Source organism: Pseudonocardia benzenivorans CB1190, assembly GCF_000196675.2.
GTDB lineage: Bacteria > Actinomycetota > Actinomycetes > Mycobacteriales > Pseudonocardiaceae > Pseudonocardia > Pseudonocardia benzenivorans.
In genome coordinates this window covers 3087814-3113951 of the sequence record NC_015312.1, presented here as the reverse complement: position 1 = coordinate 3113951, position 26138 = coordinate 3087814, and the positions used below count along the sequence as shown (strand labels likewise).

The following is a 26138-nucleotide window of genomic DNA, read 5'->3' as shown; positions in this document are numbered from 1 at the left end:
ACGGTAGCGCCGCGGCGCGCTGATCTCAACGTCTGATGAATAGTTGCGTCGATCAGGTCACGCCCGGACGGCGGCGCCGGCGCCGAGCGGGTAGTCGGGCAGGTCGATGGCGTCGGCACGGGCGAAGATCCGCGCGACGAGCGGGCGCACCGGCCAACGCGTCATCCAGCGCATCGACGCCCGGCTCAGCGCGATCCGCGCGCGGGTGCGCGGGGCGAAGCCGTCGGTGCCCCCGGGCGGCAGCTCCTGCGCCTGGTCCACATAGGCGCGCATCCGCTGCTCGTACCCCTCGAAGGCACGGACGTGGTCCCCACCCGCGGCCGCCAGCTCGCCCGCGAGCACGTACCCCCCGACGAGCGCGAGGCTCGTGCCGAGCCCGGTCAGCGGCGACGGGCAGAACGCCGCGTCGCCCAGCAGCGCGACGCGCCCGCGCGCCCACGACGTCATCCTCACCTGGCCGATGCTCTCGACGTAGAAGTCACGACTGGCGGCCATGTCGTCGAGGACCTGCGGGCCGAGCCATCCCGCGTCGGCCAGCGCGGCGCGCAACACCGCGAGCTGGCGCTCGCGCGGGAGCCGGTGCAGCGGCTCGGCGGTGTGCGTCGCGACCATCGCCTTCGCCTGCCCGGGTACCCGGTCCGGGCGCAGCGCGACCACGCCGCCCGGCACGTGGTGCATGCCGAACCAGCCGTCCAGCCCGCCGTGGTCGGGAACGGTGAAGAACGCCATGGCGAGCCCGAGGGGGTGCACGAACTCGTCCTCGGGGCCGAACGCGAGGCCACGGACCCCGGAGTGCAGGCCGTCGGCGCCGACCACCAGGCCGAACCGCCGCCGCGTCCCGCTCGCGAGCTCGACGTCCACGCCGTCGGCGTCCTGGGTCAGCGAGACGATCCGGTCCCCGAAGAGGTACTCGACGTCGTCGCGGGTGGCGGTGTGCAGCACCTCGGCCAGGTCGCCGCGCAGCACCTCGATCTCGGCGACGATCCCCTCGCCGCCGAACGCCTCGGCCGGGACCTCGGCGAGATGGCGGCCGTCGCGGTCGACGTAGACGAGCCCGCGCTCGTGCACCTGCACCGCGCGCACCGCGTCGAGCAGCCCCATCCGTTCGACGACCGTCCGGCCCGCGCCGCGCAGGTCGACCGTCTGACCACCCGGCCGCAGCACGGACGCGCGCTCGACGATCGTGACCCGATGGCCCGCGCGGCGCAGCCAGTAGGCCAGCGCCGGGCCCGCGATGCTCGCCCCGGAGATGAGGACATCCGTCTTCTCGTGCACCGTACGCTCCTTGGTCGTCCCCGCCGTCGGTCGGCCTGGGTGATACGGACCGTACGGCGTACAGAGCGCACTCCTCAAGGCTTTCAAGCTGGAAAACGGCGTCGCACTAGTGCACTATGTCAACGACCTGCGGCGGCGCCCCGCGTCCTGCAGCGCACTAGTGCACCAGGAGGCCCGGATGACGGCGTCGGCATCGGAACGCATCGCCGCGACACTGCGCGAGCGCATCCGCAGCGGCGAGCTGCCTCCCGGCGCCCGGGTGCCGTCGACGCGCGAGATCGTCCGCCGGCACGGCGTCGCGATGGCGACCGCGACGAAGGTCCTCACCACGCTGCGCCGCGAGGGCCTCGTCGACACCCGGCCGGGCGTGGGCACCGTGGTCGCGGGCACCGGAGTCGTGGGCACCGCGGCCGTGGGCACCGCGGCCGTGGACACGGTGATCGCCGGGGCGGCAACACCCACTGCCCGACCGCCGTCGCACGCGACCCGGGCGAGCGACGGAACCCTCGACCGCGCCACGCTCGTCGCGGCGGCGGTCGCGATCGCCGACGCCGAGGGCCTGTCCGGACTGTCGATGCGCCGGGTCGCGGCGGCACTCGGCGTCGCGACGATGTCGCTGTACCGCCACGTCGCCGACAAGGACGACCTCGTCCTGCAGATGCTCGACTCGGCGCTCGGCGAGATGACCGTCCCGACGACGCGGCCCCGCGACCTGCGCGCCGGCCTCGAGACGGGCGCGCGACTGATCTGGCGGACGTTCCGCCGGCACCCCTGGGTGGCTCCGGCGATGTCGCTCACCAGACCGCAGCCCATCGCCAACGGGCTGCGCTACGCGGAGTGGCTGCTGGGGATCCTCGACGAGCACGGTGTCGACGCGGCGACGGCGTTCAGCACACACCTCATGCTCTTCAATCTCGCACGCGGCATCGCGATCAACCTCGAACCGGAGCGGGAGGCGCAGGCGGAGACGGGCATGGACAACGAGGAGTGGATGGACGCCAACGAGGGCGCGCTACGGGCGATCCTCTCTCCCGGCGCCCACCCCCGGTTCGAGCGGGTCCTCGAAAGCGGCTACGACCTCGACCTCGACGCGTTGTTCGAGTTCGGACTGCAGTGCGTGCTCGACGGGCTCGTCCCGGCGCTGGAGCCGTAGGCCCCCCGGGTCAGCTCTCGCGCAGTGGGGTGGCGCGGCGGCGGCGACCCTCGTCGGAGTCGAGCTGCTGCTGGACCGAGCGCAACGAGTTGCCGAGGCGGCGCATCGAGTCCGGGCTCAGCGACCCCACGACGAAGGCCTCCTCGGCCCCGAAGCGCGGGAACAGCTTGTCGACGAGCGCGCCGCCCTCCGACGTCAGCTCGACCAGCACCAACCTGCCCTCGGACTCGTGCCCGCGGCGCGTGAGCAACCCGCGGCGTTCGAGCGTCGAGAGCACCCCGCTGAGAGTGCTGCGGTTCACCCCGACCTCGTCGGCGAGGTAGCGCGTCTGCATCTCGCCGAAGAGCCACAGCACCCACAGGACGAGGAAACCCGTCCAGGTGAGCTCGCTGTCCTTGAGGACGCCCTGCTCGAGGTGGTGGCGGATGCGCATCGCGACGCGCTGGATCGCCGCGATGGTCGTCATCGCGGCGACGGTCTCCGCCGGGATCTCGCGTTCGCTGAGGATGTCGGCCGCGGATCTGTCGACAGGCGGTTCCCCCGCGAGCGCGGGTCCCGTCCTGACCTCCGACCCGGGCCGCGCCCGCCGCTGTGAAGAACTGCCTGCCATGCCCGGATAATAACCATGAAACGCATGCCGAGCGTCGGGCCGGGGGGCATCGGGCACCGTTTCGTGACTGGCGGCTCAGCGCAGGTCGAGCGACGATCTCGACGCTGCGGTAATCCGCCGACACCGGCGGATTCTCCAGAATGGACTGAACGGTCGTCCAGCTATTATCGTGCGCGTGACGAGCCGTGCCCGCAGCGTCACTGCGGACACGAACGGCCACCGAGTCGCGGCGAACGACCACTCTGCGTGAGCACGCGCCGTACCGCACGGTCCACTCTCGCCGGCCGCTGCCGATCGTCGGCACCGCCCGCACCCCGGTCGCCGGACTGCCGGGCACGGCCGGGGAGCAGTGCCGGATCGGTGACGTGGACCGGCCCGGACGGCCGAATCCGGACGCGGCGACGGCCGAATGGTCCAGCGGCCGCTGCGACGGGCCACTGTGGTCAGCTCGTGCAGACCCGGGCGCCCGTCCCCGTCGCCCTCCGCGACCACCGGATGCGCCGGCGATGCCACCGACCGGGTCACGGATGCGCTGAGCATTCGTGCAGGATCACACCGGCCGGGGCCTCCCGCGCCGCCGGGGGACGGATCCCATGCACGCAAGATCACGACGGCGGAAATCAGTTCCACCGACGGCGATGTCGCTCTTGGTAGCGCCGGAATTACGATTTCGCAGGGGATTTCGCAGCCGGCCCCGCGAACCTGTGAAAAACATTAGCGGGACAGAACCAGGTCCGGAGCGGCTTCGTCGAGCGGCCGGGGCGGCGGTCCGCCGGCGGGACGGACGTAACCTCGCCGGGTGCCGTTCCCACCCGCCCTGAAGGACCGCTTCTTCGACGCCGTGCTGTTCGACATGGACGGCACGTTGATCGACTCCACGCCCGCCGTCGCCCGCTCGTGGGCGACCTGGGCGGTCGAGCACGACGTCGCGCCCCGCGCGCTGGTGAACAGCCACGGCCGCCCGGCCGTCGAGATCATCGCCGACGTCCTGCCGGCCGGGCGTGTCCCCGCGGCGCTCGACCGCATCGTCGCGCTCGAGCTCGCCGACACCGACGGCGTCGTCCCCCTCCCCGGAGCGGTCGAGGCCCTGCGCGCCTGTTCCCGCGCCGCGATCGTCACCTCCTGCACCCGTGCGCTCGCGCGGGCGCGCATCGCCGCGGCCGGGCTGCCCGCCCCGGCCGTCGTCGTCACGGCCGACGACGTCACCGCCGGCAAGCCCGACCCCGAGCCGTTCCTGCTGGCCGCGGAGCACCTGCAGGTCGTGGCCGCGCGCTGCCTCGTCGTCGAGGACGCGCCGGCCGGCCTGGCGGCGGCACGCGCGGCCGGGATGGCGACGCTCGCCGTCGCCGGCACCCACGCCCTGGCCGATCTCGACGCCGACGCCGGCGTGCCCGACCTGTCGCACGTGCGCTTCGCGTCGGGCCCGACCGGGATCCGGGTCGCCGCCTGAACCGCCGGCACCCGTCCTGACCGGCACGGGGACCGGTGTCGGCCCGCCCACGCGCCCGTGGTGCAATCGCAGGGATGCTCCCCAGACTCCGACCCGGCCCCGCGGCCGTCGGGGCGACAGCGCTGGCCTCGGCCGCGGTCGCCGTCGGCGGTCTCATCGTCGCCGCGTCGGTGTCCTCCCCCGCCCCGCAGGAGGCGATGCCCGCCGCCGCGGCCGTGGCCCCTGTCGACCCGACCCCGACCTCCCCGCCGAGCGTCGAGCCCGCCCCCGCCGCAGCGCCCGTGACACGGCCGCCGGCCACGTCGGAGGAGCCGGCGCCCGCCCGGCACGACGGGCCGGTACTCGTCGTCGGGGACTCGATCTCGCTCGGCAGCACCGCGGCGCTCAAGGCCGCGCTGGGCGCGGACACCACCGTCGACGCGGAGGTCGGCCGGCAGTTCGCCACCGGTGTGCCGAAGGTGAGAGCCTGGGCGGCGCGCAACCCCGGCCCGATCGTCGTCGACCTCGGCGCCAACGGCACCGTCTCCGCCGCCGACGTCGATGCCGTCCTCGATGCCGCGGGCGACCGGCCCGTCGTGCTCGTCGGCACCTGCGTCCCACGGGTGTGGCAGAACAGCAACAACGCGATCCTCGAGGCCGCCGCCGCGAGGGCCGGGTCGCACGTCGTGTTCCTCGACTGGGCGTCGGTCGTACGGTCCGCGGGCGCCGGGATCCTCGGCACCGACCACGTCCACCCGACGCCCGCGGGGCGGACCGTCCTGGCGACGGCGATCCGCGACGCCCTCGCCCGCGCCGCCTGAGACCCCGCTCTTCCGACGGCGGCCGCCGCCACGGGCGCCGGTCCGCACGACGGCCGCCTCAGGCCCGGTCTCGGCAGGCCCGGGAGATCGCGTCCCACCCAGCCGCGCCACGCCCAGCCGCGTCACCCCCAGCCACGTCACCCCCAGCCGCGTCAGGCCTGGTGCTCATGCCACGCCCGGTCGATCGCCTCACGCCCAGTCGATCGCGTCGAACAGCGCGCGGAGGCGCTGCGCCCGAGCCGGGCTGCCCGTCGCGACCCACCCGATGCGGCCCAGCAGGTGCGCACGGAAGTCGGGATGCCCGTCGCGGTTCTGCCGGGCCGGGCCGGTGCGGGCGCAGTTGTGCAGCAGGGCGCGCAACGCGTCGTACTCGTGGCGGGGCACCCGCGGCGCGCTGTTGACGACGAGCCCGACCACCCGCTGGCGATGGTGCGCGGGCATCACCCTGGTCTTCGCGGGCCGGACGTCGAACCCTTCGTCGGCGGCGATTTCCCGCGCCCGGCGCAGCAGCCCCTGCACGGGCAGCGGGCCGTCGCCGGACAGGACCAGGTCGTCGGCGTAGCGGCCGTAGCGCGCGCCGGCGGCCGCGGCGAGCGCCGAGAGCCGCCGGTCCAGTCCGTGGGCGAGGACGTTGGCGACGGCCGGTGACGTCGGCGCGCCCTGCGGGAGGTGCGGTGCGCGCAACCGGTCCCGGACGGCGTCGGCCGGTCGCTCGGGTGCGCGGCGCAGCACCGCGGCGGGTGTCGACGTCACCAGCAGCCCTGCCAGGGCCCCGGCCACCGCGGCCGGGTAGCCCGCCGCCCCGAGGAGCCCCGCGATGCGCGCCGGGCCGATCCGGCTGAAGAAGCCCTCGACGTCCAGCCGCAGCACCCACTGCCGCCCGCTGTGCTCGCGCGCGAGCGTGAGCGGCGACCGGCCCGCGACGAAACCGTGCGCCGCGTCGTGCACCGGGATGTGCGCCAGCACCCGGCGCCCCACCCGACGCTGCAGCTCCGCCAGCCGCGGCGCGGGGGTCTCGATCAGCCGCTGCCCGTGCCAGCGTCTGCGGTAGTGCGCGAGCCGCGGCGACGCCGACCGGTCGAGCCAGCCGCCGGGGTCGGCGAACCAGTCCAGCTCGCCGGCACGCAGGTCGAGGCCGGCGGCGAGGGCGTCGACGTCCTCCCACGGCTGCACGGGCCAGCGCCGGCGCGGCGGCGGCAGCGGGTCGAGCACGATCCGCTGCCCGAGCGACGCGCCGATCCCGGCGACGATCGCCGCGTGGGTGTCGCGGGGCGCCACGGGCCAGCGCTCCAGCAGCCGCGCGACGAGCTCGGGTGCCGCGTCGGCGCCGACCTCGCCCGCGACCGCCGCGGTGAGGGCGTCCGCCCGCCACGGCACCCGGAGGACGGCGACGAGCACCGCCTCGGGGTCGGGCCGGCGTCGCCTCATGGGAGCGCCCTGGTGATGCGGCGGGGCACGGTCGACCTGGGTTCCTGTCCGCCGCGCGCAGACTCACGCGGGAGCAGTGACCACGCGCGCGGGACGCCGAGTCCCGCTGAGAAGGTGCACCCCGGGGTTGCCCCGGAGCCGCGGTCCGCGCCGTGGTGGCCGAGACCACCACACCGGACCGCCGACTCGTCCGCCCCCCGCCGCATCGCGATCACCGTAGCGCGCCGACCGGCCACCGAGCCGGTTCCTGTCCCGCCGGGATCGGCACCCGACGGACGGCCCCGCCCCGATCTTCTCGGCACGTCCGCCACAACCCCGGCAACGCGGGTCAACGGACCGCTCGTGGCCCGCGCAGGATCGTCCGGTGCGTGTCGGCGGCATTTCAGGCGTCGGCGAACATCCTCGCGGACGGCGACCGGGTTGCTGGGGCACGGAACCGGATCGGAGCCCGCGGTGGGCGGCTCCGTGGTCGGCGGCCGCGGTCGATCCATCGGGGTGGGCGGAACTCGGGCAGCCCGTCGCGCAGCCGCACGTCCCATCCGCCGTGATGGACGAGGCGATGGCACGCCCGGCAGAGCATCGCGCAGTTGTCGATCGAGGTGGGGCCGCCTGACTCCCACGGGACCACATGATGGATCTCGCACCACGAGGGCGGGCGTCCGCAGCGGGCGCAGCCGCGGTCGCGAGCGGCGATCGCGCGGCGCAGCCCATCGGGGATGACGCGGCGGGCGCGTCCGACGTCGAGTGGCTGGCCCGCGCCGCCGAGGACGACGGGTACGACGCGGGCGTCGCAGCAGAGCAGCCGCAGCTGCTCGGGTGAGAGGGGCCCGCCGAGGTCGAGGCACGCGGCACGGGCCCTGTTCTCCAGGTCCTCGAGCCCGACCGCCACGGTCAGGTGGGGGCGTTCGCCGCCTCGGGCGGGGACGTCGCCGTGGTCGAGGACGAACGCGCAGACGTCGGCGAGTGCCTCCGCCTTGCGCTGCGCGTCGGGCCGGTCGTCGTCGGCGGTGGCCGGGCGGGCATGGGCGTCGAGGACGGTGACGATCGCGTCGTACATCGTGGGGTCGTCGATGCGAGCCTTGAGCCTGCCGCCGGCGCCGTCGGGGTTGCGGGTGAGGAGCAGCTCGTTCACGGGGACCGGTGGACGGTCGTCGGGCTCCGGACCGTCCTGGTCCAGCGTCTCGACGAGCGCCGTCGCCCAGGCGTGCAGGTCGGCAGCACTATAGTCGCCCGCCTTCGCCGCCAGCTGGGCTTCCGCGGCGGCCCACACGTCCGGGGGCAGCCGGCGGGCTGCGGGGCCGTCGAGCACGCGGGCGACGATCTCGACGTGCCGCGCCGAGCACATCCCGGCGGCGAACACCGCGGCGGTCGCGGCGAGCCGGGCAGGCAACCGGGCACCGTCGAGGCCGGTCCGCTCCACGGCCTGCTCGGCCACCGCGAGCCGGCGGCGGGCCTCGGAACGCTCCCAGCCCAGCAGATCGGCCAACGCGGTGACGGCGGAACGGTAGCCGCGCTCGGCGAACATGCCGCGCCGCTGCAGGTCGGCGATCGCGGCCACCGAGACTCGTTCCAGGACCCGCACCGCCGCTTCGCACATCGTGAGGACGGACAACAACTCGTCGGCATCGGTGCCCGGCGTGGATGCCATGGTCAGCTCGACGGTCGCCTCCTGGAGGAGACGGTGCGCAGCGACGAGCGGTGCCGAGGGCATGATCCGATCCTACTCGAACAGAAGTTCGAGTAGGATCCGTTCGGCGCAGGTCAGCGGGCCGTTCGGCGATCATGCAGGTGGTGGGCCGGGGCAACGCCCTCGTCGAGCAGCAGGCCGCTTCCGGTTCCCAGGACGTCGGTCACCGCGGCGCGCCACAGCGCGGTGCAGGGTCCGGTGGGACGACCTCCGCTGCGCACCACCCTCGCTCGACGCCACCGCGCGCGGGCGTCCCGAGCACCCCGCCACAGCGGGCGTCGACCATCGCGCCCCGTTCCTCGTGCCGCTGCCGTCGTGGCGGCCGGCTGTGCGGCCGGGGCTCCTCGCGCCGGCACCGGGAGACGCATCCACCATCAACCCTCGCCGCCGGAGGTCGTCGCCGCGAGCACGCGCTTCGCCGGGACGTCGGTCGGGCCGTACCGTGGGCAACGGGCTCCGGCTGGTCCCGAGTCGGCGCGGCCGGGTACCGCAGCAGCTCCCCTCGACACTGCTGGCCGCCCCTCCGGCTCGACGCGGCGCGCGCCCCGGCACGAGACGACGACCGGCACCGGCCGGACGAGGTCGCGGTCGAACAGGGCGGACGAGCCGGTCTGTAAGCCGGATCCTGTTCCCGGGCACCTTGCGGTGCTCCGTTCGGCGACCATCCATCTCGATCCGCCGTCGCCGGCGGATTCTTGCGGCCTACCCGCAGACTCGGACGGGCCGCCCTCGAACGTCTGCGCAGCTCCCGCAGGCGGGAGCCTCTTGGCCTTGCTCCGGGTGGGGTTTACCGAGCCACCCCGGTCACCCGGGGTGCTGGTGGTCTCTTACACCACCGTTTCACCCTTACCGCCGGCTCGCGCCGACGGCGGTCTGTTCTCTGTGGCACTGTCCCGCGGGTCGCCCCGGGTTGCCGTTGACAACCACCCTGCCCTGCGGAGTCCGGACTTTCCTCGGCGACGACCCGGAGGTCGTCGACGCGGCCGCCCGACCGACTCGTCCGCACCGCCGATGTTACGGGCACCCATCACCCCGCGAGCACGACGGGGTCGACCCGGCGGGAACCGTGAACGCGGATTAACGTCTGCCCGTGCTGCAGGTGACGCCCGGCGGGCTGACGTTCCTTCTCGTCGCCGGTCTGGTGGCCGGCGCGGTCAACGCCGTCGCAGGGGGTGGCTCGCTGCTGGTCTTCCCCGCCCTGCTGGCGGTCGGGCTGCCACCGCTCAACGCGAACGTCACCAACTCGATCGCGCAATGGCCGGGCTACCTCGGCAACGTGGCAGGTCAGCGCCGCGAGCTCGTCGGGCAGGGCCGCCGGATCGTGTTGACGTCGGCCGTCGCGGTCGTCGGTGCGGCAGTCGGATGTGTCCTGTTGCTCCTGCTGCCCCAGTCGGTGTTCGACGCCGTCGTCCCGATCCTCGTGCTGCTGGCCAGCGTCGTCATGGCGCTCGGGCCGTGGCTCAAGAGGAAGATCGGCAGCCCCGAGGAGGGCGCGGGCGACCGGATGGGCGTGCTGCTGCCCGCGGTCTTCCTCGCGGCCGTCTACGGCGGCTACTTCGGCGGGGCGCTCGGCGTCATCCTGATCTCGACGTTGTCGCTGCTCGCGCACGACAGGCTCGTGCGGCTCAACGCGCTCAAGGGCCTGCTGTCACTGGTCGTCGCGACCGTGACGGTCCTCGTCTTCTCGCTGCGCGCGCCGGTCGACTGGCTGGCGGTCGCGCTGCTGGCGCCGACGACGCTGGTCGGCGGCTTCCTCGGCGCCCGTGTCGCGCGGCGGCTGCCGGAGAACGTGCTGCGCTGGTGCGTCGTGCTGCTGGGCGTGGCCGTCGGCATCTGGCTGCTCGTCGAGCAATGAGTCCGGCGGTGGGTGCGGCCGCGTCGGCGGCACTGCTCGTCGTCGTGCTGGTCGTCGCCGCGGTGCGCCCGCGTGGCCTGCCCGAGGCGGTCGCGGCCGTCCCGGCGGCGGGGGTCGTCGTCGCGACGGGGCTGCTGCCGCTGCCGGCCGCGCAGAGCGAGGTGAGCGCGCTCGGGCCGACGGTCGGGTTCCTCGCGGCGATCCTGCTGCTCGGACGGCTCGCCGACGCGGAGGGGGTCTTCGACTGGCTCGGCGCCCGACTGGGCGCGGGCGCGCACGGACGGCCCGTCCGGCTGCTGGGGGTGGTGTTCGTCGCGGCCTCGGCGACGACGGTCGTCCTCAGCCTGGACGCGACCGTCGTGCTGCTGACGCCGGTCGTGCTGCTGACCGCGCGCCGGCTCGGCATCCGGGCCCGGCCGCACGCCTACGCGTGCGGGCACCTGTCGAACTCGGCGTCACTGCTGCTTCCGGTGTCGAACCTGACCAACCTGCTCGCGTTCGGTGCCACGGGCCTGTCGTTCCTGGGCTTCGCCGGGCTGATGGCGCTGCCGTGGCTGGTCGCGATCGGCGTCGAGTACGTCGTCCTGCGCGTGTTCTTCCGCGCCGACCTCGTTCCCGCCGACCCCGTTCCCGCCGACCCCGTTCCCGCCGACCCCGTTGCCGCCGACGTCGCTCATGCCGACCTCGTTCCCGCCGACCCGCCGACGCGCGTGACCGGCCCGGGCGCCGCCACGGACCCCGCGGTCGGCGGTCCCGGTGCCGCGGGCCCGGCGGCCGGACCCGCGGCGACACCCCGCCTCGCGCTCGTCGTGCTCGGGCTGACGCTGGCCGGGTTCGCGGTGTCGTCCACGATCGGGATCGAGCCGGTGTGGGTCGCCGCCGCCGGCGCGGTCGTGCTGGCCGTGCAGGCGCTGTCCGACCGGCGCATCGACCTCGCCGGTGTCGTCCGCGCGATCGACCCGTTGTTCTGCCTGTTCGTGCTGGCGCTCGGGATCGTCGTCGCGGCGGTCGGCGCCCACGGGCTGACCGACCTGCTCCGCGCGGTCGTCCCGGCGCCTCATGGCCCGGACCTGCTCGCGTTGCTGGCCGTCGCCGGGATCGCCGCGGTGCTGGCCAACGTCGTCAACAACCTGCCTGCGACGTTGGTGCTGCTCGACGTCGTCGCGACCGCCGCCCCGGACGCGCGGACCGGCCTCGTCCTCGCCGTGCTGCTCGGGGTGAACATCGGCCCGAACCTGACGTTCGTCGGTTCGCTCGCGACGCTGCTGTGGCGGCAGGTCCTCGGCGGGCGCGGCGTCCGGGTCGGGGTCGGCGAGTTCACCCGGCTCGGCGCTGTCTCCGTGCCGCTGGGCCTGGCCGCGGCGACCTGCGCGCTGTGGGTGGGCCTGCGCCTGACGGGCGGCTGAGACCGGAGCCCGGGCGCGTCCCTCAGGCGGGGTGGTGCGAGGTGTCGTTCACGAGGCGGACCGACGCGCCGCCGTCGGGATAGAAGTCCGCGATCGAGAGCGACGCGGTGTCCAGGTGCAGCCGGTAGAGGATCGACGACCCCGCGGCCAGCGCCTGCTGCAGCAACAGCTTGATCGGCGTCACGTGGCTGACGACGACGATCGTCTCGCCCGGGTGGGCCGCGAGGATCGCGTCGCGCTCGGCGGCGACCCGCTCCCCGACCTCGGCGAAGCTCTCCCCGCCGGGCGGCGCGACGTCCTGGCTACCCCGCCAGCGCGCGTGCAGCTCGGGGTCGCGGTCGCGGGCCTCGGCGAAGGTCAGCCCGTCCCACTCCCCGAAGTTCGTCTCGATCAGTCCGTCGCGCACGACGAGCGGCACGCCCGTCGCGTCGGCCACCGCCTGCGCGGTCTGCCGGGTGCGCCGCAACGGGGAGGTCAGCACCGCGGTGATCGACCCGTCCGTCGCGAGCCGCGCCGCCGCGCCGGCCGCCTGCCGCAGCCCGAGCTCGGTCAGCTCGGGGTCGCCCTGGCCGGAGTATCGCCGTTCGACCGACAACGCCGTCTGGCCGTGGCGCAGCAACAGCAGCCGGGTGGGCGACCCGACCTGACCGGTCCACGTCGCGCTCGCCGGCTGCTGCCGGGCGCCGGCCGCGGAGTCGGTCGCGCTCACAGGCCGGACTCCGCTGTGCGGACCAGGATCGCGCCGCACTCCTCACAGGGCACGACGTCGTCGGCCGCGGCGGCGCGCAGCTGCCCGATGAACGTGCGGTCGAGCTCCAGACGGCATGCGCCGCAACGACGTTCGCGCAGCAGCCCGGCGCCGACCTTGCCCTGGGACCGGCGCGCCTCGTAGGCGGCGAGCAGGTCCGCCGCGCCCATCTGCGCGACGACCTCGGCGCGGGCGCGCTCCCGCCCGGCCTCGGCGGCCGCGATGTCCGCGAGCGCGGAGTCGCGGCGGGCGCCGACGTCGGCGAGCGTCTGCTCCGCGCGGGCGAGGTCGCCACGGGCGTGGTCGAGGTCGATCCCCACGGCCTCGCGCTGTTCCATCACCTCGAGCTGCTCGTCCTCGAGCACACCCTGACGACGTGCGAGCGTCTCGAGCTCGTGCTGCAGGTCGGAGGCCTGCTTGGCCCCGATCCCGGCGCCGGCGAGCAGCTGCTGGTCGCGGACGGTACGGGCGCGGACGGCCTCGACGTCGCGCTCGAGCCTGCGGATGTCGCGGTCCAGGTCGCCCGCCGACGTCTCGACCTCGACGAGCTTGTCCTTGGCGCTCCGCACGGCGGTCTCGGCCTGCGCGTGCTCGGCGTCCTCGGGCAGGCTGCGACGACGGTGGGCGAGCCTGGCCAGCTCGGCGTCGACCTCGGCGAGATCGAGCAGGCGCCGCTGGTCAGCCGGGTCGGCCTTCATGAGGGGTTCCTTCCGATGGTCCACGGGTCGGTCCGCAGCCGCGAGACGTGGACGTCGACGCTACCCCCCAGCGCGGCGCGCACGACGCCCGCCGCCTGCTCGCACCAGGGCCACTCCGAGGCCCAGTGCGCGACGTCGACGAGCGCCGGCCGGGGCGCGCGGGGGCCGGTGCCGGCGAGCACGTGTTCCGACGCCGGGTGGTGGCGCAGGTCGGCCGTCACGTAGGCGTCGACGTCCGCCGCGGCGACCGCCTCCAGCGCGGAGTCGCCCGCTCCCCCGCAGACCGCGACCCGGCGCACGAGGCGGTCGGGGTCGCCGGCCGCACGCACTCCCCAGGCGGTCGAGGGCAGTCCCGCGGCGACACGGTCCGCGAAGGCCGACAACGGTTCCGCCTCGTCGAGCAGCCCGATCCGGCCCAGGCCCGTTGCCGACGGCAGGGCCGCCAGCTCGAACACGTCGTACGCCGGCTCCTCGTACGGATGCGAGGCCAGCAGGGCGGCGACGACGTCGGCCCGGCGGTGCCGCGGCAGCACCATCTCCAGGCGGGTCTCGGCGACCCGCTCGAGCCTGCCGACGGCGCCGATCGTCGGGTTCGCGCCCTCGTGCGGGAGGAACTGCCCCGTGCCGGCCGTCGCGAAGGAGCAGTGGCTGTAGTCCCCGATCTCCCCCGCTCCGGCCTGCGACAGCGCCTCGTGCACCGTCGCCAGCACCGGTCCCGTCGGGACGAACGCGACGATCTTGTCCAGGGCCGGGCCCGCCGCGGGCTGCAGCGGCCCCGTGACGGTCAGCCCGATCGCGGCGGCGAGCGCGTCGGACACGCCCGGGTCGGCACTGTCGGCGTTGGTGTGCGCGGTGAACAGGCCGGCGCCGCCGCGGATCAGCTTGTGCAGCAACGCCCCCTTGGGGGTGTCGGCGCCGACGCCGTGCACGCCGCGCAGCAGCAGCGGATGGTGGGTCACCAGGAGGTCGGCACCGGCCTGCAGGGCCTCCTCGACCGTCTCGACGACGGGGTCGACCGCGACGTGCACCCGGGCGACGGCGTCGTCCGGGTCCCCGCAGACGAGCCCGACGGCGTCCCAGTCGGCCGCCAGCCGCGGCGGGTACGCGGCCTCGAGCGCGGCGACGACGTCGCGCAGCCGGACGCTCACTGGTGCACCCTCCTTGTGTCCGAGTCGGATCGTTGATCCAGGATTCGGGCGCACCTGAGGTTCCCACCGGGCCATCGCCCTGCTCGCTCGACCTTCGAGGTCCGGCGTGAGTTCAGCGAGGTCCGGTGGCCCAGGACGCGCCGACTGGCTACAGGGCTGAGCACCGTCGAGTGCCGATCAGTGAGCGACCGGCTGCCGCGTCCCGGGACCACCGGGTGTCTTCCCACTGCGCCAACAGCGAGGAGACGACCATGAGTGTCACCGAGACCGCGCCGTCGGTCGACCCGCACCGCCCGACCGGCGGGGTGGACTGGGCCAAGGACGACCACGCCGTCTGCGTCCTCGCCCCGGACGGCGAACAGCTCCAGCGCTTCTCCGTCACCCACGACCGGACCGGGCTGCGCACGATGGTCGGGCGCCTGTCCAAGGCCGGGGTGGTCGAGGTCGGCATCGAGCGCCCGGACGGCCCCGTGGTCGACGCCCTGCGACAAGCCGGACTGGTCGTGTTCGTGATCCCACCCGGACAGCTCAAAAACCTGCGTTCGCGCTACGGCTCGGCCGGGAACAAAGACGACCGCTTCGACGCCTACGTCCTCGCCGACACCGTCCGAACCGACCGCCGCCGCCTGCGCCCCCTGCTGGTCGACACCCCCACCACCACCGCGCTGCGCCAGAGCGTGCGGGCCCGGCGTGACCTGGTCGCCCACCGTGTCGCGGTGGCCAACCAGCTGCGCGCTCACCTGCAGATCTGCCTGCCCGCCGTGATCGGGCTGTTCTCCGACATCGACTCGCAGATCAGCCTGCGCTTCCTGGAGCGCTTCACCACCCAGACCCAGATCGACTGGCTCACCCCACGACGACTGGCATCCTGGCTGGCATCGGTCGGCTACTGCGGCCGCATGGACCCCACCGTCCTGCACACCCGCCTGACCAGCGCACCCCGCGGCCACACCGGACCCGAAGCCGACACCGCTGCTGCGGTGACCGCCGCCTACGTCACAGTGCTGCGCACACTCACCACACAGATCGCCGAGCTCGCCGCCCGCATCAGCGAGCAGCTCGATCTCCACCCCGACGCACAGATCTTCACCAGCCTGCCCCGCGCCGGCCGAGTCCGCGCCGCACGCATGCTCGCCGAGATCGGCGACGCCCGCGGCCGCTTCCCCACCCCGGACTCGCTGGCCTGCCTCGCCGGGGTCGCACCCTCGACCCGCCAGTCCGGCAAGGCCCGCGCCGTGTCGTTCCGCTGGGGCGCCGACAAACAACTCCGCGACGCCATCTGCGACTTCGCCGGCGACAGCATCAAAACCAACCCATGGGCCGCCGACCTCTACCAACGAGCCCGAACCCGCGGTCACGACCACCCCCACGCCGTCCGCGTCCTGGCCCGAGCCTGGATCGGTGTCATCTGGGCCTGCTGGCACAGCCACACCCCCTACGACCCCGACCGACACCACGCCCTTCAACGCGTCCTCAACCAAGATCAACCAGCGGCGGCTTGACACAGGGCAACTCACGCGGCCACCGCCCCGGCCCGCAGGGCGTCGGCCAGCGCGCGGGTGAACGCCGCCGCCACCTGCGGTCCGCGCACCGCCACTCGGATGTGGTCGGGCCCGAGTCCGGGGAAGGTGTCGCCGCGGCGGACGGCGAACCCGTTGGCGCGCAAGCGCTCCCGGACGTCGACGCCGGTTCCGGGGGGAAGCGTGAGCAGGAGGTAGGGCGCGACGCCGTCCTGGACCCGGACGCCCGGCAGGGCCCCGAGCGCGGCGGCCTGGTCGGCGCGCAACCGCGCGAGCCGCCGGGCGGCCTCCGCCGACTCGGCGACGGCGCTCGGCTCCACGCAGGCCCGCACCGCGGCCAGCACCAGCGTCCCGACGGGCCAGTGCGGCCGGCCGGCCCCGAGGCGGCCGAGCAGCTCGGGGGCGCCGAGCGCGTACCCGGCCCGCAGCCCGGCGAGCGCCCACGTCTTGGTGAGGCTGCGCAGCACCAGCAGGCCCGGCACGTCGGCGGCGTCCGCGAGCGACTCCGGCTCCCCCGGGACGGCGTCGGCGAACGCCTCGTCGACGACGAGCACCCGGCCCGGCCTGGCGAGCGTCCGCAGGGTGGCGCGCGGGTGCAGGACCCCGGTGGGGTTGGTCGGGTTGCCGACGACGACCAGGTCCGCGTCGGCGGGGACGGCGTGCGGGTCGAGGCGGTGCCCGTCGGCCTGGTCGGTGAGCACCCGGGTGACGGGGACTCCCGCGTCGCGCAGCACCGCCTCGGGCTCGGTGAACCCCGGGTGCACGACGACCGCGTGCCGTGGGGCGAGCCGCGGGAGGAGGGCGAACCCCTCCGCGCTGCCGTTGAGCACCAGCACCTCGTCGGCGGACCGGCCGTGCCGGCGCGCCACGGCCTCCCGGGCGGCGGCGTCGTCGGCGGCCGACGGGTAGGCGGCGAGGTCGTCGAGCGCGGCGGCGAGCCGGGCGCGCAGCCACGGCGGCGGCGCCTCACCCAGGACGTTCACCGCGAGGTCGACCAGGCCGGGTCCGACCTCGACGTCGCCGTGGTGACGCAACGGGTCGCGATCGCCGTCCTGGGCACCGGTCTGGTCCGGGCCGGGCTCTCCCACCATGGCTGCACCCTACGGTGATCGGCTCGCGCCCGGACCGAGCCGGTCCATGATCGCCGCACGCGCTCCGGGCCGACGTCAGTCGACGGCCCGGCCACGGGCAGGCCCGCGCCCGCCGGCCCGTCGTGCGGCATGCCCGCGCTGGGGGCACGCGGCGGCGCGGGGGCAGGGCGGCGCGGGGCAGGGCGGCGCGGGGGCAGGGCGGCGCGGGGGCGCGGCGGCGTGCGGACAGTGCGGCGCGCGATAGCGGCGGGCGGCGGGCGGCGGCGGGGCGGCCGGGGTGCGGCGGGGCGGTAGGGGCGCGGGGCGCCCGGGCAGGGCGGGCGCGGGAGCGGACGCTGCGGGCAGGGCGAACCCGTTGCCGCGACGGGCCGTGACCGGCCGCCCACCCGGCGGATTGGCCGGCGTGGTCACGGTCACCACCACAGGCCCGGGTTGTGCGGTTCGGTCAGACTGTCGTCGTGCCCGACCCCGACAAGCGGCTCCACGTGAGCTTCGTCTGTACCGGCAACATCTGCCGCTCCCCCATGGCCGCGCAGGTGTTCCGCTCCCATCTCGACGCCGCCGGCGTCGACGACGTCGCCGTCACGAGCGCGGGAACCGGCGGCTGGCACGTCGGCGAACCCGCCGACCCACGCGCCGCGGAAGTGCTGCGCCGCAACGGCTACGCCACCGACCACGCGGCACGCCAGCTCGACTCCGCCGAGCTCTCGGCCGACCTGCTCATCGCCCTCGGCAACGACCACCTCGCCTCGCTGCGCCGCTCCGTCCCGGAACCCGAGCGGGTGCGGCTGCTGCGCTCGTTCGACCCGGCCGCGCCGGCCGGGGCCGAGGTGCCCGACCCCTACTACGGCGGGCCCGACGGCTTCGACGAGGTCCTGACGATGATCGAGGCGGCGATGCCCGGCCTCGTCGACTGGGTGCGGTCCCGGGCGTGACCCGGGAGCGCCCCGAGGACGCGGCCGCGCGGTTGCTCGGGGCGCGCGCGACCGGGTCGGCGCCGCTCGGCGGGGCGACGAGGGTCGAGCTCGACGACGGCGGGACGGTCGTCGTCAAGCAGGGTGCGCCGACCGTCGCCGAGGCCGCCGGACTGCGGTGGCTCGCCGACGCCGGTGGGCCCGACGTGGCCCGGGTCCTGGCGGCGCGGGACGGCTGGCTCGTCGTCGAGCATGTGCCGACCGGTCCGCCGGAACCGGCCGCCGCGGAACGCTTCGGCGTCGCGCTCGCCCGGATGCACGCCGCCGGGGCGCCCGGGTTCGGCGCGCCGCCCCCGGGCGGACCCGCCGGCGCGTGGATCGGCGCCGCGCCGATGCGCGCGGTCGCCGCCGAGGGCGGCTGGGCGAGCTGGTACGCCGCCGACCGCATCCGCCCCTACGTCCGGGCCGCCCGCGACGCCGGGACGTTCACCGCCTCCGACGTCGCCGTCGTCGACGAGGTGTGCGCGCGCATCGCCGACCTGGCCGGGCCCGACGAGCCACCCGCGCGGCTGCACGGCGACCTGTGGTCGGGCAACGTCCTGTGGTCCGCCGGGCGCGTGGTGCTGATCGATCCCGCCGCGCACGGCGGCCACCGGGAGACCGATCTCGCGATGCTCGACCTCTTCGGCTTGCCGCACCTGGACCGGGTTCGGGCCGCGTACGCGGAGGCCGCCCCGCTCGCGGACGGGCACGCCGCGCGCGTCCCGCTGCACCAGCTCTTCCCGCTGCTGGTGCACGTGGTCCTGTTCGGGGGCGGCTACGCCGGACAGACGCTCGCCGCGGCCCGGGCCGCCCTGCGCGCCGCCTGACCCGCGCGGCCCGACCCACGCCCGGCCGACCCGCGCGCGGCCGACCCGCGCCCAGCCGACCCGCGCCCAGCCGACCCGCGCCCAGCCGACCTACGCCGCCTGACCCACGCCCCGCACCGCCCCCGCCGTCCTGCGTGGCCGGCTCCATGCCGCCCGATCTGCGCCACCCGCGTGCACGGCCCTGACCTGCGCTCCCCCGACCGACACGCCTCCCGACCTGCCCCGGAGCGACTGACGAGCCAGGATGTACCGGACGAGCGACTAGGCAATCCGGACCAACTTCCACAGTTCGTGCTCATGATTGTTAACAATCTGGTTGCCACGATTGCGTCATATCGCTACGGTCCGATTCATACCGACAGCGGGAGGCCCTCATGGGTGTGGCCGTCAGAGTCGACGGAACAGCGAACCGACACGTCGAGCGACCGGTGCGGGAGGTGGTGTCGGCATGAGGCGTTCGGTCACCCATCGCTGGCGCACCCGAGCCGCTGTCGCACTCGTGGCGGCCGGCACGTTAGTGCTCGCCGCCTGCGGCAGCAACGCCGGACCCTCGGGCCCGCAGCTGAGGACGATCAACCCCCACGGCGACAACATCTCGACCGAGGGAACCCCGAAGGACGGCGGCACGCTGATCCTCGCCGAGGACCGCGAGATCGTCAGCTTCGACCCGACGGTCCAGAACAGCAACATGGCCGCGCTCGCGGTCTACGACTCGCTGCTCAAGCTCGACGACAAGGGCGAACCCCAGCCGTACATGGCCAGGTCGATGGAGACCACCGACAACGGAACCACGTGGCGGATGGGCCTTCGACCCGAGGTCAAGTTCTCCGACGGCACCCCGCTCGACGCCGATGCCGTGATCTTCAACGTGCAGCGACACATCGACAAGAAGTCCTCGCCGTCGAACCGGTACGCCACGGTGATCGCGTCGATGCGCGCGGTCGACCCCACCACCGTCGAGTTCACGCTCAAGAACCCGAGCGGGACGTTCCCGCAGCTCTTCGCCCTGCCGTTCAACTCGGGCAACCTCGGCACGATCGTCTCGCCGACGGCGATCCGCACCAAGGGCGAGGCGTCGATCGCCAAGGAGCCCGTCGGTGCCGGTCCGTTCACACTGGCGAGCTGGGTCCGCGACTCCAAGCTGACGCTGGTGCGCAACCCGAACTACTGGCAGCCGGGGATGCCCCACCTGCAGGGCCTCGAGTTCCGTCCGTTGCCCGACACCGAGACCCGGTACGCCTCGATCGAGAACGGTGACGTCGACGTGGTCTACGGCGGCTACCACACCGAGCTGATCCGCGGCCTGGGCAACCCGAACCTCAAGGTCTACTACGGCTCCGGGAACGGCGCGGAGTACATCTACTTCAACCAGAAGCGCGCGCCGTTCGACGACCGGCGGATGCGCGAGGCCGTCGTCCGCGCGATCGACCTCGACGCGCTGGCCGCCAGCCAGTACCGCGGCCAGATGGAGCGGGCGAACGGCTACTTCGGCGACACGAGCCCGTACCAGTCCGAGCAGGCCCGCGACGCGTGGCCGGCCTTCGACGTCGAGAAGGCCAAGCAGCTCGTCGCGGACTACAAGGCCAGCGGCGGGAGCGCGACCGTCCAGTACAAGACGACCAACGCGCCGAACCGCGTCGCGTTCGCCGAGTTCCTGCAGGCCCAGCTCAAGGCCGTCGGCATCGACATCCAGGTGCAGTTCTACGACCTGGCGCAGTACTCGTCGAGCGTCGTGCAGAGCCGTGACTTCCAGATCGCCGGCTGGGTCGGCGGTCCCGTCGACGGGCCGTTCCCCGGCGCGTTCAACCTCTTCCACACCGGCGGCAGCACGAACTACGGCGACTACAGCAACCCGCAGGTCGACGCCGCGCTCGACACGGCCGTCTCGACGACCGACCCGGCCCAGCAGACGAAGGCCTACCAGCAGGTCCAGCAGTTGACCAACCAGGACCTGGCGGTCGCCTACTACAGCCGCGGGTACCTGTCGACCATCGCGAAGCCCGAGGTCAAGGGCATGCAGCGGTACCTGACCCGCGACACGTTCTTCGCGACGATGTGGCTCGACCGGTGACCGTGCGCGTCGTCCACCCCACCGGCGGAAAGAGGTTCTGACATGCCGATCGACCCGGGCGCCGTCGGGCGCGAGGGCGAACCGCGCTCGCGTTCGTGGGACTCCAAGGACGCGCTGCTCTACGCCGTCGGCGTGGGCGCGGGCCTCGGGGACCCCACCAGGGAGCTCGAGTTCACGACGGAGAACTCCGACGGTGTCGAGCAGCGGGTGCTGCCGACGTTCGCGGTCCTGCTCTCGCAGGCGCCGCCGCCGAGCTTCGGCGAGTTCGACCGGGCCATGCTCGTGCACGCCGAGCAGCACCTGGTGCTGCACCGGCCGGTGCCCGTCGAGGGGACCGTCACCGCGAGGGCCCGGGTCGTCGGCGTGCACGACAAGGGATCGGGCGCGCTCGTCACCATCGAGGCCACGGCGGTCCTCGACGGCGGCGAGCCGCTCGCGACCAACCGCAGCGCGGTGTTCATCCGGGGAGAGGGCGGCTTCGGCGGCGACCGCGGCCCGAAGCAGGCGTGGTCACCGCCCGATCGGGCACCCGACCACACCGTCACCTACGCGACGCGGCCGGAGCAGGCGTTGCTCTACCGGCTCTCCGGCGACCGCAACCCGCTGCACTCCGATCCGACGTTCGCGGCCAAGGGCGGGTTCGACACCCCGATCCTGCACGGGCTGTGCACGTACGGGGTCACTGGCCGGGCGCTCGTCGCGACGGTGTGCGGCGGCGACCCGGACCGGCTGACGGCGATGTCGGGCCGGTTCAGCGCCACGGTGCTGCCCGGGCAGTCGCTCACCGTCGACGCCTGGCGCGACGGCGGGGACGCCTGGTTCCGCACGTCGCTCGACGACGGGACCGTGGTCCTGGACCACGGGCGGGCCACCGTCGCGTGATCGACTTCTCGCTCTCCGACGAGCAGCGGCAGGTCCGCGACACGGTCCGCGCGTTCGTCACCCGCGAGGTCGTCCCGCTCGAGGCGCAGGTGCTGCGCAACGAGCGGGACGGCAGGCCCGGCCTCGAGCCGGGCGTCCTCACCGACCTGCAGGCCAAGGCCCGCCGGTCGGGTTTCTGGGGCATCACCACACCCGAGGAGTTCGGCGGCATCGCCCTCGGGCCGGTCATGAACGCCGTGCTGACGATGGAGCTGGGCCGCACGTTCGTCCCGTTCCGGTTCGGCGGCTCGGCCGACAACATCCTGTTCGACGCGGACGCCGAACAGCAGGACGCCTACCTGCTGCCGACGATCGAGGGCCGCCGCCGGTCGTGCTTCGCGATCACCGAGCCCGGCGCCGGGTCCGACGCCCGCAACATCCGCACCCGCGCCCGCCGCGACGGCGACGACTGGGTGATCTCGGGCGAGAAGACGTTCATCACCGGAGGGCACGAGGCCGACTTCTGCATCCTGTTCGCCGTCACCGACCCCGAGCTCGGCGCCGACGGCGGCGTCACCTGCTTCCTCGTCGACCGGGACATGGGCTGGACCTCCTCCCCCATCCCGACGATGGGCGAGTGGGGACCGGCGTCGCTGTCGTTCGACGAGGTCCGGGTGCCGTCGCGGAACGTCCTCGGCGAGGTCGGCAAGGGCTTCGAGAAGGCGCTGCGGTGGATCGGGCAGGGCCGCTATCTGATCCCGGCGCGGGCCGTCGGATCGGCGGAACGACTGCTGGGCATGGCGGTCGACTACGCCAAGGTCCGCGAGTCGATGGGCCACAAGATCGCCGAGTACCAGGCCATCCAGTGGCAGATCGCGGACTCGGCCGTCGAGATCGAGTCGACGAAGTGGCTGACGCTGCACGCGGCGTGGCGGGCCGAGACCGGGCGCGACGCCCGGCACGCCACGTCGATCGCGAAGCTGACCGGCGCGCTCATGGCCAACCAGGTCGTCGACCGGGTCCTGCAGATCCACGGCGGCATGGGCTACACGAAGGAGCTGCCCGTCGAGCGCTGGTACCGCGAGCTGCGGCTGCTGCGCATCTACGAGGGCACCGACGAGATCCAGCGCCGCACCATCGCGCGCAACCTGCTCAAGGGGCACGTCGCCCTGGGGACCATCGGGGAGTGAGTTCACAGATGCTGACCGGACGATCGGTCGTCGTGACCGGATCGGGGCGCGGGCTGGGCCGCGCCTACGCGAAGGCGGTCGCGGCCGCCGGAGCAGGCGTCGTCGTCAACGACGTCGACGCCGACGCCGCGGCCGCGGTGGTCGACGAGATCGAGGCCGACGGCGGCCTGGCCACCTCGGTGGTCGCGCCGGTGGGCCCCACCGAGACCGCCGACGCGCTCGTCGCCGCCGCGGTCGAGAGGTTCGGCAGGCTCGACGCGATGGTCACCAACGCGGGCCTGCTGCGCGACCGGTCCGTCGGCAAGATGAGCGACGACGACTGGGACGCCGTCATCGCCACCCACCTGCGCGGCACGTTCACGTGCGCCCGCGCGGCGATCGCCCGGTTCCGCGAGCAGGGCGACGGCGGGCGGCTCGTGCTCGTCGGCTCCCCGGCGGGCCAGCGGGCCAGCTTCGGGCAGACCAACTACTCCGCGGCGAAGGCCGGGATCGTCGGCATGGCCCGGACGCTGGCCGCCGAGACCGCCCGCTACGGCATCACCGTGAACGCGCTGGTCCCGGTCGCGCTCACCCGGATGGTGGCGACGATCCCCGCGTTCGCCGACGCGGTCGCCGCACTCGAACGCGGCGAACCGGTGCCCGAGCAGCTGCGGGCCAACGGTGTCGGCAGCGCCGAGGACGTCGCGCCGCTGCTGGTGTGGCTGCTCTCGGACGCCGCGGCCGACGTCACCGGGCAGGCGCTCGGCGTCGGCGGCGACAAGATCACCGTCTGGACGCACCCGGCTGTCGCGGCCGAGGCGTCGATGCCCGGCGGCTGGACCGCCGAGGCCATCGCCAAGGAGTTCCCCGCCCAGCTCGCCCCGCACCTGCAGCCGTACGCCCCGGAGGGACGCAAGTGACGCTCGACATCAGCTCGCTGCAGGCCATCGACGTCCACACCCACGTCCACTTCTCGCAGGCCGCGGCGGCGAGCCCCGAGGGCGGCGCGCGGATGGAGCAGATGCGGGCCCGCTTCGGCTCCGACATCCTCGGCATGGACCTGCCCGGCATCGCCGAGTTCTACCGGCAGCGCAACATGGCCGCGGTCGCGTTCACGATCGACAGCCTCGGCGAGCCGTCGGAGCACGCGCCGACCAACGAGGAGATCGGCGAGCTCGCCGCGCGGCACACCGACGCGATCATCCCGTTCGCCAGCGTGCACCCGTTGCGTGGCAAGGGCGGCGCGAAGATCGCACGCCGGCTGATCGAGACCTACGGGTTCAAGGGTTTCAAGTTCCACCCCAGCGTGCAGGAGTTCTACCCCAACGACCCGGTCGCGTTCCCGATCTACGAGGTGCTCGCCGAGTACCAGCTGCCCGCCCTGTTCCACACCGGGCAGAACGGCGTCGGCGCGGGCACCAAGGGCGGTGGCGGGGTACGGCTCAAGTACTCCGATCCCCTGTACCTCGACGACGTCGCCGTCGACTTCCCCGACATGCCGATCATCATGGCGCACCCGTCGTTCCCGTGGCAGGACGTCGCGCTCTCGGTGGCCACGCACAAGGCGCAGGTCTACATCGACCTGTCGGGATGGTCGCCGAAGTACTTCCCGCCGCAGCTCGTGCAGTACGCGAACACGTTGCTGCGCAAGAAGGTCCTGTTCGGGACGGACTTCCCGCTGTTCACCCCGGAACGCTGGACGGCCGACCTGGAGAAGACCGAGATCCGCGACTCGGTCAAGCCCGACATCATGCTGCACAACGCGGCCCGGCTGTTCGGGCTGGAGTCGGAGTGACCCCCCTGCCGGACGCCCCTCTCCCGGACGATCTGGCGACCCACTTCGAGCTGGTCGCCGACATCGCTCCGGACCGGCTCGCCGTCACGTGTGGCGACGAGTCGCTGACCTGGGGCGCGTTCGAGGACTCCGCCGCCCGGCTGGCCGGGTGGCTGGCCGGACAGGGCGTCGGCGACGGCGACCGGGTTGCGATGATGGCCCGCAACTCCCCCGACTACCTGGTCGCGCTGTTCGCGATCTGGAAGCTGCGGGCGACGATGGTCAACGTCAACTACCGCTACCGCGCCGAGGAAGCCGCCTACGTGCTGGCCGACGCGAACGCGAAGGCGGTGATCGCCGACCCCGACCTGCTCGACGTCGCCCGCGCGGCGTCGGCGGGGACGGCGCTCGTCGTCCGGCTCGGCGACGGCACCGACGGTCCCGCACTGCCCCGGACACAGCGCGAGGGCGACCGGGAGTGGCTGCTCTACACAGGGGGCACGACCGGGAACCCGAAGGCGGTCGTCGGCTCGCACGCCGAGCGGTGCCGGACGGCGCAGTCGGGCACCCTGCGCAGCCTGGGCCTCGACCGCGCGGACGGCGTCGACGCGCTGCGCGCGGCGCTGGCCGTCGACCCGCAGGGCCCGGACGGGATCGTGTGGCTGCCCGCGCCGCCGCTGATGCACGGCACCGGGCTGTACTCCGCGCTGGGTGCCCTCGCCGCCGGGGCACCGGTCGCGCTGCTGCCGGGGCGCGGCACCTCCGGCGAGGACATGGCCGCGACGATCGACCGGCACGGCGTCACCGACCTGACGATCGTCGGCGACGCCTTCGCGCTGCGGCTGCTCGACGCGCTCGACGCCGACGCCGCCGCGGGCCGCCCCCCGCGGATCGCGCGGCTGCGCCGGATCCGCAGCATCGGCGCGGTGTGGAGCCCGGCGGTCAAGCGTCGGCTCCTCACGCACGCCGACCTGGCCCTGCACGACTCCATCGCCGCGTCCGAGGGCGGGCTCTACGCAGTCTCCGTCGTCACCCGCGACACCCCCGACGACCGGCTCGGCGGCTTCGAGCTGGCGCCGAACGCGCGGCTGCTCGACGAGAACGACCGTGACGTCGTCCCGGGCTCGGGTGTCGTCGGGCTGCTCGCGGCGCCGGTCGTCGCGGGCGCCGGGTACGCGGGCGACCCCGAGAAGACCGCCGGCGCCTTCCGTGACCTCGACGGGGTGCGGCTCTCGATCCCGGGCGACATGGCCCGGCTCGGCGCCGACGGACGGCTCGAGCTGCTCGGCCGCGGCAGCTCGGTGATCAACACCGGGGGTGAGAAGGTCTACGCCGACGAGGTCGAGATCGTGCTGCGCGAGCACCCGGCGGTGCGCGACGTCGTCGTGGTCGGGGTGCCGGACCCGATGTACGGCAGCGTCGTCGGCGCTGTCGTCGCGCTGGAGAAGGGCCGCGAGGCGACTCCCGACACGTTGCGCGACTTCGTCTCCGCCCGGCTCGCGTCGTACAAGAAGCCGCGCAGGCTCCTCCTGGCCCCGGAGGTCGAGAGGCTGGCGAGCGGCAAGGCCGACCTGCGCTGGGCCCGCGATCAGCTCCGCTCGTGAGTGGCGT

At 74.3% G+C, this 26138-nt stretch carries 22 protein-coding genes and 1 other RNA gene; 14 read left to right on the top strand and 9 right to left on the bottom strand.

Going from position 1 to position 26138, the window contains the following annotated elements:
• Positions 1-57 precede the first annotated feature (57 nt).
• Positions 58-1275, bottom strand: coding sequence for an FAD-dependent monooxygenase (locus PSED_RS14830; protein ID WP_013675066.1), 1218 nt, complete (start codon positions 1273-1275; stop codon positions 58-60).
• 178 nt (positions 1276-1453) lie between these two features.
• Between PSED_RS14830 and PSED_RS14825 the strand changes: the two genes are divergently transcribed.
• Entirely contained in the window at positions 1454-2428 is a 975-nt protein-coding gene (locus PSED_RS14825) for a TetR/AcrR family transcriptional regulator C-terminal domain-containing protein (protein WP_013675065.1), read from the top strand.
• 10 nt (positions 2429-2438) lie between these two features.
• Here PSED_RS14825 and PSED_RS14820 read toward each other — a convergent pair whose 3' ends face one another.
• Entirely contained in the window at positions 2439-2894 is a 456-nt protein-coding gene (locus tag PSED_RS14820; RefSeq protein WP_158511313.1) for a MarR family winged helix-turn-helix transcriptional regulator, read from the bottom strand.
• A 943-nt stretch (positions 2895-3837) separates the two neighbouring features.
• On the opposite strand from PSED_RS14820, the gene PSED_RS14815 reads away from it, so the two are divergent.
• The gene (locus PSED_RS14815; RefSeq protein WP_013675063.1) at positions 3838-4488 is read left to right on the top strand and encodes an HAD-IA family hydrolase; all 651 of its coding nucleotides are present in this window, start codon (positions 3838-3840) and stop codon (positions 4486-4488) included.
• Between the two features lie 74 nt (positions 4489-4562).
• Positions 4563-5288 carry an SGNH/GDSL hydrolase family protein gene (locus tag PSED_RS14810; RefSeq protein ID WP_013675062.1) on the top strand — a complete coding sequence of 242 codons (726 nt, stop codon included), beginning with the start codon at positions 4563-4565 and terminating at the stop codon, positions 5286-5288.
• Positions 5289-5477: 189 nt separating this feature from the next.
• Here PSED_RS14810 and PSED_RS14805 read toward each other — a convergent pair whose 3' ends face one another.
• From PSED_RS14805 to rnpB, 3 genes are all read right to left on the bottom strand, one after another.
• Complete coding sequence (locus PSED_RS14805) at positions 5478-6716, bottom strand: reverse transcriptase family protein (protein ID WP_013675061.1); 1239 nt, start codon at positions 6714-6716, stop codon at positions 5478-5480.
• A gap of 382 nt (positions 6717-7098) precedes the next feature.
• Positions 7099-8427, bottom strand: coding sequence for an HNH endonuclease (locus PSED_RS14800; RefSeq protein ID WP_013675060.1), 1329 nt, complete (start codon positions 8425-8427; stop codon positions 7099-7101).
• Positions 8428-9001: 574 nt separating this feature from the next.
• Positions 9002-9402: RNase P RNA component class A (rnpB, locus tag PSED_RS14795), an RNA gene on the bottom strand.
• A 91-nt stretch (positions 9403-9493) separates the two neighbouring features.
• Here rnpB and PSED_RS14790 point away from each other — a divergent pair.
• Both PSED_RS14790 and PSED_RS14785 read left to right on the top strand, forming a co-directional pair.
• Complete coding sequence (locus tag PSED_RS14790; protein WP_013675059.1) at positions 9494-10258, top strand: sulfite exporter TauE/SafE family protein; 765 nt, start codon at positions 9494-9496, stop codon at positions 10256-10258.
• 8 nt (positions 10259-10266) lie between these two features.
• On the top strand, positions 10267-11664 hold the full coding sequence (locus tag PSED_RS14785) for an ArsB/NhaD family transporter (protein WP_158511312.1): 1398 nt from the start codon (positions 10267-10269) through the stop codon (positions 11662-11664).
• Positions 11665-11686: 22 nt separating this feature from the next.
• Here the strand turns inward: PSED_RS14785 and PSED_RS14780 are convergent, their stop codons facing one another.
• The 3 genes from PSED_RS14780 to PSED_RS14770 are packed head-to-tail and all read right to left on the bottom strand — an operon-like array spanning position 11687 to position 14258.
• Entirely contained in the window at positions 11687-12373 is a 687-nt protein-coding gene (locus tag PSED_RS14780) for a histidine phosphatase family protein (RefSeq protein ID WP_013675057.1), read from the bottom strand.
• The gene (locus PSED_RS14775; RefSeq protein WP_013675056.1) at positions 12370-13110 is read right to left on the bottom strand and encodes a zinc ribbon domain-containing protein; all 741 of its coding nucleotides are present in this window, start codon (positions 13108-13110) and stop codon (positions 12370-12372) included. The genes PSED_RS14780 and PSED_RS14775 overlap by 4 nt, the downstream gene beginning before the upstream one ends.
• A complete protein-coding gene (locus PSED_RS14770) occupies positions 13107-14258 on the bottom strand; it encodes a Nif3-like dinuclear metal center hexameric protein (RefSeq protein ID WP_013675055.1) in 1152 nt (383 codons plus the stop codon). Before PSED_RS14770 ends, PSED_RS14775 begins: the two co-directional genes overlap by 4 nt.
• A gap of 251 nt (positions 14259-14509) precedes the next feature.
• On the opposite strand from PSED_RS14770, the gene PSED_RS14765 reads away from it, so the two are divergent.
• Positions 14510-15760, top strand: a complete 1251-nt coding sequence (locus PSED_RS14765) for an IS110 family RNA-guided transposase (RefSeq protein ID WP_013674581.1) — start codon at positions 14510-14512, stop codon at positions 15758-15760.
• Positions 15761-15771: 11 nt separating this feature from the next.
• On the opposite strand, the gene cobC is transcribed toward PSED_RS14765, so the two are convergent.
• Positions 15772-16869, bottom strand: a complete 1098-nt coding sequence (gene cobC / locus PSED_RS14760; protein WP_013675054.1) for an Rv2231c family histidinol phosphate aminotransferase CobC — start codon at positions 16867-16869, stop codon at positions 15772-15774.
• A gap of 458 nt (positions 16870-17327) precedes the next feature.
• On the opposite strand from cobC, the gene PSED_RS14755 reads away from it, so the two are divergent.
• The 8 genes from PSED_RS14755 (at position 17328) to PSED_RS14720 (ending at position 26131) form a co-directional block, all read left to right on the top strand.
• Entirely contained in the window at positions 17328-17804 is a 477-nt protein-coding gene (locus tag PSED_RS14755) for a low molecular weight protein-tyrosine-phosphatase (RefSeq protein WP_041761260.1), read from the top strand.
• Entirely contained in the window at positions 17801-18652 is an 852-nt protein-coding gene (locus PSED_RS14750; protein ID WP_013675052.1) for a fructosamine kinase family protein, read from the top strand. Before PSED_RS14755 ends, PSED_RS14750 begins: the two co-directional genes overlap by 4 nt.
• Before the next feature lie 448 nt (positions 18653-19100).
• The gene (locus PSED_RS14745) at positions 19101-20723 is read left to right on the top strand and encodes an ABC transporter substrate-binding protein (protein WP_013675051.1); all 1623 of its coding nucleotides are present in this window, start codon (positions 19101-19103) and stop codon (positions 20721-20723) included.
• 42 nt (positions 20724-20765) lie between these two features.
• Complete coding sequence (locus tag PSED_RS14740; RefSeq protein ID WP_013675050.1) at positions 20766-21605, top strand: MaoC/PaaZ C-terminal domain-containing protein; 840 nt, start codon at positions 20766-20768, stop codon at positions 21603-21605.
• Complete coding sequence (locus tag PSED_RS14735) at positions 21605-22774, top strand: acyl-CoA dehydrogenase family protein (protein ID WP_041761258.1); 1170 nt, start codon at positions 21605-21607, stop codon at positions 22772-22774. Before PSED_RS14740 ends, PSED_RS14735 begins: the two co-directional genes overlap by 1 nt.
• Positions 22775-22782: 8 nt before the next feature.
• A complete protein-coding gene (locus PSED_RS14730; RefSeq protein ID WP_013675048.1) occupies positions 22783-23673 on the top strand; it encodes an SDR family oxidoreductase in 891 nt (296 codons plus the stop codon).
• Entirely contained in the window at positions 23670-24548 is an 879-nt protein-coding gene (locus tag PSED_RS14725; protein WP_013675047.1) for a 4-hydroxyphenyl-beta-ketoacyl-CoA hydrolase, read from the top strand. Before PSED_RS14730 ends, PSED_RS14725 begins: the two co-directional genes overlap by 4 nt.
• On the top strand, positions 24545-26131 hold the full coding sequence (locus PSED_RS14720) for an AMP-binding protein (RefSeq protein WP_013675046.1): 1587 nt from the start codon (positions 24545-24547) through the stop codon (positions 26129-26131). The genes PSED_RS14725 and PSED_RS14720 overlap by 4 nt, the downstream gene beginning before the upstream one ends.
• Positions 26132-26138: the final 7 nt, after the last annotated feature.